The 4859-nt window shown below is 34.1% G+C and carries 5 protein-coding genes; all 5 read left to right on the forward strand.

Going from position 1 to position 4859, the window contains the following annotated elements; genetic code table 11:
* Window positions 1–417 precede the first annotated feature (417 nt).
* The 5 genes from rpsT (at window position 418) to ACIQ0D_RS11545 (ending at window position 4794) form a co-directional block, all read left to right on the forward strand.
* Complete coding sequence (gene rpsT, locus ACIQ0D_RS11525; RefSeq protein ID WP_395805752.1) at window positions 418–672, forward strand: 30S ribosomal protein S20; 255 nt, start codon at window positions 418–420, stop codon at window positions 670–672.
* A gap of 84 nt (window positions 673–756) precedes the next feature.
* Complete coding sequence (radC, locus tag ACIQ0D_RS11530) at window positions 757–1458, forward strand: DNA repair protein RadC (protein WP_395805754.1); 702 nt, start codon at window positions 757–759, stop codon at window positions 1456–1458.
* Window positions 1459–1551: 93 nt separating this feature from the next.
* Entirely contained in the window at window positions 1552–3951 is a 2400-nt protein-coding gene (gene pheT / locus ACIQ0D_RS11535; protein ID WP_395805756.1) for a phenylalanine--tRNA ligase subunit beta, read from the forward strand.
* 223 nt (window positions 3952–4174) lie between these two features.
* On the forward strand, window positions 4175–4483 hold the full coding sequence (locus ACIQ0D_RS11540; RefSeq protein ID WP_395805758.1) for a hypothetical protein: 309 nt from the start codon (window positions 4175–4177) through the stop codon (window positions 4481–4483).
* A 20-nt stretch (window positions 4484–4503) separates the two neighbouring features.
* Entirely contained in the window at window positions 4504–4794 is a 291-nt protein-coding gene (locus tag ACIQ0D_RS11545) for a cell division protein ZapA (protein WP_395805760.1), read from the forward strand.
* Window positions 4795–4859: the final 65 nt, after the last annotated feature.

Here is a 4859-nt window from a genome sequence, read left to right on the forward strand (position 1 = left end):
TATTCTTGTAAAAACTAATCATTTCATTAGGTAAGGTAAATACGGCTAATCTATTGATCTTTTGGTGGGCAAAAAATCCCCATGAAGTGAATATTAGGCCTATAAAAACAATGGAAACTAAAATTAAAATCTTTTTCATTGTATTGAATTTATTTCAAACAATTTAGGTTAGTCTAAATTTAGCTTCAAATAAATTTATTAAGCGGTCATATTGATGATTAAACGGTTTTTTAGACTGATTTTTGATTTTAAATGCCGATTAATCATTTAAAATCTGGCTGCTAAATTGTTCTTTATCAACGATATTGCCACCTCTTTAAAATCAAAATCGATTTTTTTTGATTATGCTTTGAAAATTGAAATAATCAGCATATATTTGCAGTCCTTAAAAGAAGGACGGAATAATAAGCTTAAGAAATGGCAAATCATAAATCATCGATAAAAAGAATTAGATCAAACGCAGCTAAGCGTTTACGTAATCGCTATCAGGCGAAAACCACTAGATCAGCAATTAAAAGATTACGTTTAACTACTGATAAATCAGAAGCTACACCACTTTTAGGCAAAGTGATCTCAATGTTAGATCGTTTAGCGAAAAAGAATATCATACATAAGAATAAAGCATCTAACAATAAGTCAAAATTGACTAAGCTTGTTAATGGTTTAAAATAATCTGAAAAGACCGTTTACTAAAAAAGGGGTTCCGTTTAATCGGAACCCCTTTTTTGGTTTTATACATTTCTATATGTTTAGCTCATGACAAATTATGAGCATAAAATTACAATTAAGGCTTGGGCTGAAGAAGATCGTCCGAGAGAGAAATTAGTCTTACAAGGCAGACGTAGCCTCAGTGATGCCGAACTCATCGCCATTTTACTTGGTTCAGGAAGTCGTAGTGAAAGTGCTGTAGATTTAAGTAAGCGTATTTTGCATGCTTGTGAGAACGATTTAAATCAATTGGCGCGATTGAGTATTGCGGAGCTCTCTAAATTTAAAGGCATTGGTGAAGCAAAGGCTATTTCAATCATTGCAGCCCTCGAATTAGGTCGCAGAAGAAAAGAAACTCTTAGTCGGGATAAAATTCAAGTATCAACTAGCATCGATGTTTATGAATCTATTGCTTCTCGATTTCGAGATCTTAACCATGAAGAATTTTGGATTATTGTGCTAAACCGAGCGAATAAAATTACTTCTAGTCATTTAATAAGCAAGGGCGGTCAAGCAGGAACAATTGCGGACCCCAAAATTATTTTCAATACAGCCCTCGAAAATCATGCAGCATCAATTATTTTAGCCCATAATCATCCATCTGGTAATTTAAAGCCTAGTCAAGCAGATCTTGATTTAACCCGTAAACTACGTTCTGCAGGCAGGTTTTTAGATATTCCTGTCCTCGACCACCTCATCATCACAGATCACGGATTTTTAAGTTTTGCTGATGAAGGTATTCTTGATTAGGCTAAAAAATATAAATTAAAAGCATAACAGTTCTATTTTCCTATCTCAAATATCATATCTCTTTCTATCTTTGTTTTTTATCATTTTTAGAACATGAAGATCTCCTATAAGTGGCTGAAGCAATTCATCAATACGAATAAAACTCCCGAAGAATTATCTTTAATATTAACCAATATCGGATTGGAAGTAGAGAGCCTTGAAGAGGTTCAGTCGGTTCCTGGCGGACTAAATGGCCTGGTGATAGGTTATGTGAAAGAATGCGCACAGCATCCCAATGCAGACCGACTAAAGGTGACTAAGGTTGATGTTGGATTGGGCGAAGATCTTCAAATTGTTTGTGGAGCAAATAATGTGGCTGCAGGCCAAAAAGTAGTGGTTGCGACGGTCAATACTACCATTTACCCAACCACCGGTGAGCCTTTTAAGATTTCTAAATCAAAAATTAGAGGTGAAGTTTCGGAAGGAATGATTTGTGCGGAAGATGAAATAGGTTTAGGGCATGATCATGCAGGAATTATTGAATTAGAAGCTGATGCCGAAATTGGATTAGCGGTAAGCTCATACTATAAATTAGAAGATGATTTTGTTTTTGAAATTGGCTTAACTCCAAATCGTGCTGATGCAGCCTCTCATTTAGGTGTTGCTCGCGATTTAGCTGCTTACCTAAATTTAGAAATAACAATGCCTGATATCTCGAGCTTTAAAGTTGAGAATCAAGAATTAGTCATCCCTGTAGAAATTCAAGATCAAGACGCTTGTCGCCGATATTCTTCAGTATGTATTAGTGGTATTACCGTAAAAGAATCGCCTGATTGGCTAAAGGATAAATTAAACGCTATTGGAATTAGACCCATCAACAATGTAGTAGATGTGACCAATTTTGTGCTCCATGAATTAGGTCAGCCGCTACATGCCTTTGATGCGGATGCTATTGCAGGACAGAAAGTTATTGTTAAAAAATGTGCTGAGGGGACTATATTTACCACTTTGGATGATGTAGAACGTAAATTGTCGTCAGATGATTTGATGATTTGTAATGCAAATGAACCCATGTGTATTGCTGGTGTTTTTGGAGGTAAATCTTCAGGTGTAAAAGACACAAGCACCAAAATATTTTTAGAAAGCGCTTGGTTTGATGCGGTTTCGGTGCGTAAAACATCCAAACGTCATGGATTAAAAACAGATGCTTCTTTCAGGTTTGAGCGTGGTACAGATCCGGAAATGACTGTAATCGCATTAAAACGTGCTGCTTTGCTTATTCAGGAGATTGCTGGTGGGTATATTTCATCATCCATATCAGATATTTACCCATTGCCTGCTAAACCATTTGAGGTGGAAATCTCATTTAATAATGTGTCACGTTTAATTGGGAAGGAAATTTCAAAAGAAGAAATTCACGCCACACTTATTGGTTTAGGAATAAAAATTGTGGCACAAGACCAATCTGGAATGAAATTGGAGGTTCCAGCATTTAAGGTTGATGTTACCCGTGAAGTAGATATTATTGAAGAAATACTCAGAATACATGGTTATAATAATATTGAGATTCCAAGCCAGATCCGTGCTTCTTTAAATCCTTCACAGAAGCCTGATAAAGAGGTTTTACAAAATCAATGTGCCGATTTACTGACTTCTAATGGATTTTTTGAGATTTTGAGTAATTCACTCACCAAATTAGCCTATTCTGCACAACCGGATCTAGCTGTCAAAATTCTTAATCCTCTAAGTAGCGATTTAGATGTGATGCGTCAAAATTTATTGTTTTCAGGATTAGAAGCTATATCTTATAATCAAAATCGTAGAAATTCTGATTTGAAATTATATGAGTTTGGTAAGGTGTATAGCCTTGAAAATGAGACATATAAAGAAAATCAACGACTTTCAGTGTTTCTTACCGGAACTATGCATGCCGAGCATTGGGCTTCAAAATCAAATCTGGCAGGTTTTTACAATATTAAATCAATAGTTGATTTAATTGTTAATAGACTCAATATCAAAGGATTAAGTTCATTTGAGGCATCTAATCCTGATTTTTCTTCAGGCATAAGCTATCGTAAGGGAGAAAAGGTTTTAGTTGATTTTGGAACAGTTTCTAAAAAAGCATTAAAAAAGTTAGATATTAATGCAGAGGTGTTTTACGCAGATTTTGATTGGGATTTTATTGTGAAGTCGGTTAGAAACAATAAAATTACCTTTACCGAGGTTTCAAAATTTCCAGCTGTGCGCCGCGACTTATCCATGTTATTAAATAAGGATATTACATTCGAACACTTAAAGCAAATAGCTTTAAAAACGGATAAAAGTCTGCTGAAGGAGGTGAATGTGTTTGATGTGTACCTTGGGGATAAACTTCCGGAAGGTAAAAAATCTTATGCACTTAGCTTTGTAATTCAAGACGATGAAAAGACGCTTACTGATAAGCAAATTGAGGCATTTATGCAGAAGTTAATTATTAATTTCGAGAAGCAGGCAGGAGCAGAGATTAGAAAATAGTATGGTCTTCAAATCATAATAGGCTGCTTTTTTAGCTTATATTTTGCTTAAATTTGTACATTGTTTTTAAAATCTATAAGTTATTAAACAATTATTAATTTATAATTAATAAATTATCTTTATTTTAAACAACTCTTAATATTTTATACATTTTATAATGTGTAAATCATTTATTTTAAAATTTTTATAGCTTAATCAGGGCATTCATTTTTTATTTTTACAAATGGCAGTTGCGAATCAGCTAAGTAAGGTAATTGACAAAACAGGCAGGCTAATTGAGCTTTGTACTGCTTTGCAGGAGGAGAATGACTTGTTAAAGCAAGAGAATGATCAGTTAAAACATAAAGTTGACCATCATTCACAGCTAAAAATTGATTTGGAAGAAAAGTTAAGAGTATTAACATTGGCTCGTTCATTGGAGGGTATTCAGGCAACTGATTTAGGTCTTAATGAAAAAACTTTTGACATAAAGCAAAAAATTACCGATTTTGTACGCGAAATAGATAAGTGCATTGTATTACTCAAAAAGTAGTAATAGTGAAATAAGCTCAAATGGGAGAAATCTCTATAAAAATAAATATTGCTGATCGCGTTTATCCTTTAAAGGTGAACACGGAAGAAGAGGAAGTGATTAGAAGGGCAGCCAAGATTATTAACGATCGTATAAAAGAATATCAAGAAAATTATGCGGTTCGTGATAAGCAGGACTTGTTATCTATGTGTGTTTTACATTATGCTACAGCCACTCTAAAGGCTGAAAGCAAAGTAATGAATGAAGATGCAGATGTAACAGAAAAGGTTTATCAATTAGATCAACTGCTTACCGACTTTTTTTCTAAGTAATATCGTTCTTTAAAAGAGCGTAAAAAATTTGACTCGTTTAAATTTTTACATTCACTAATTATGGC

Origin of the sequence: Daejeonella sp., assembly GCF_044342615.1 — a bacterium.
GTDB lineage: Bacteria > Bacteroidota > Bacteroidia > Sphingobacteriales > Sphingobacteriaceae > Daejeonella.

What these genes read in the sequence shown, in the direction of transcription:
- rpsT (WP_395805752.1), top strand. Translation starts at nt 418, where the DNA reads ATGGCAAATCATAAATCATCGATAAAAAGAATTAGATCAAACGCAGCT.
- radC (WP_395805754.1), top strand. Translation starts at nt 757, where the DNA reads ATGACAAATTATGAGCATAAAATTACAATTAAGGCTTGGGCTGAAGAA.
- pheT (WP_395805756.1), top strand. Translation starts at nt 1,552, where the DNA reads ATGAAGATCTCCTATAAGTGGCTGAAGCAATTCATCAATACGAATAAA.
- ACIQ0D_RS11540 (WP_395805758.1), top strand. Translation starts at nt 4,175, where the DNA reads ATGGCAGTTGCGAATCAGCTAAGTAAGGTAATTGACAAAACAGGCAGG.
- ACIQ0D_RS11545 (WP_395805760.1), top strand. Translation starts at nt 4,504, where the DNA reads ATGGGAGAAATCTCTATAAAAATAAATATTGCTGATCGCGTTTATCCT.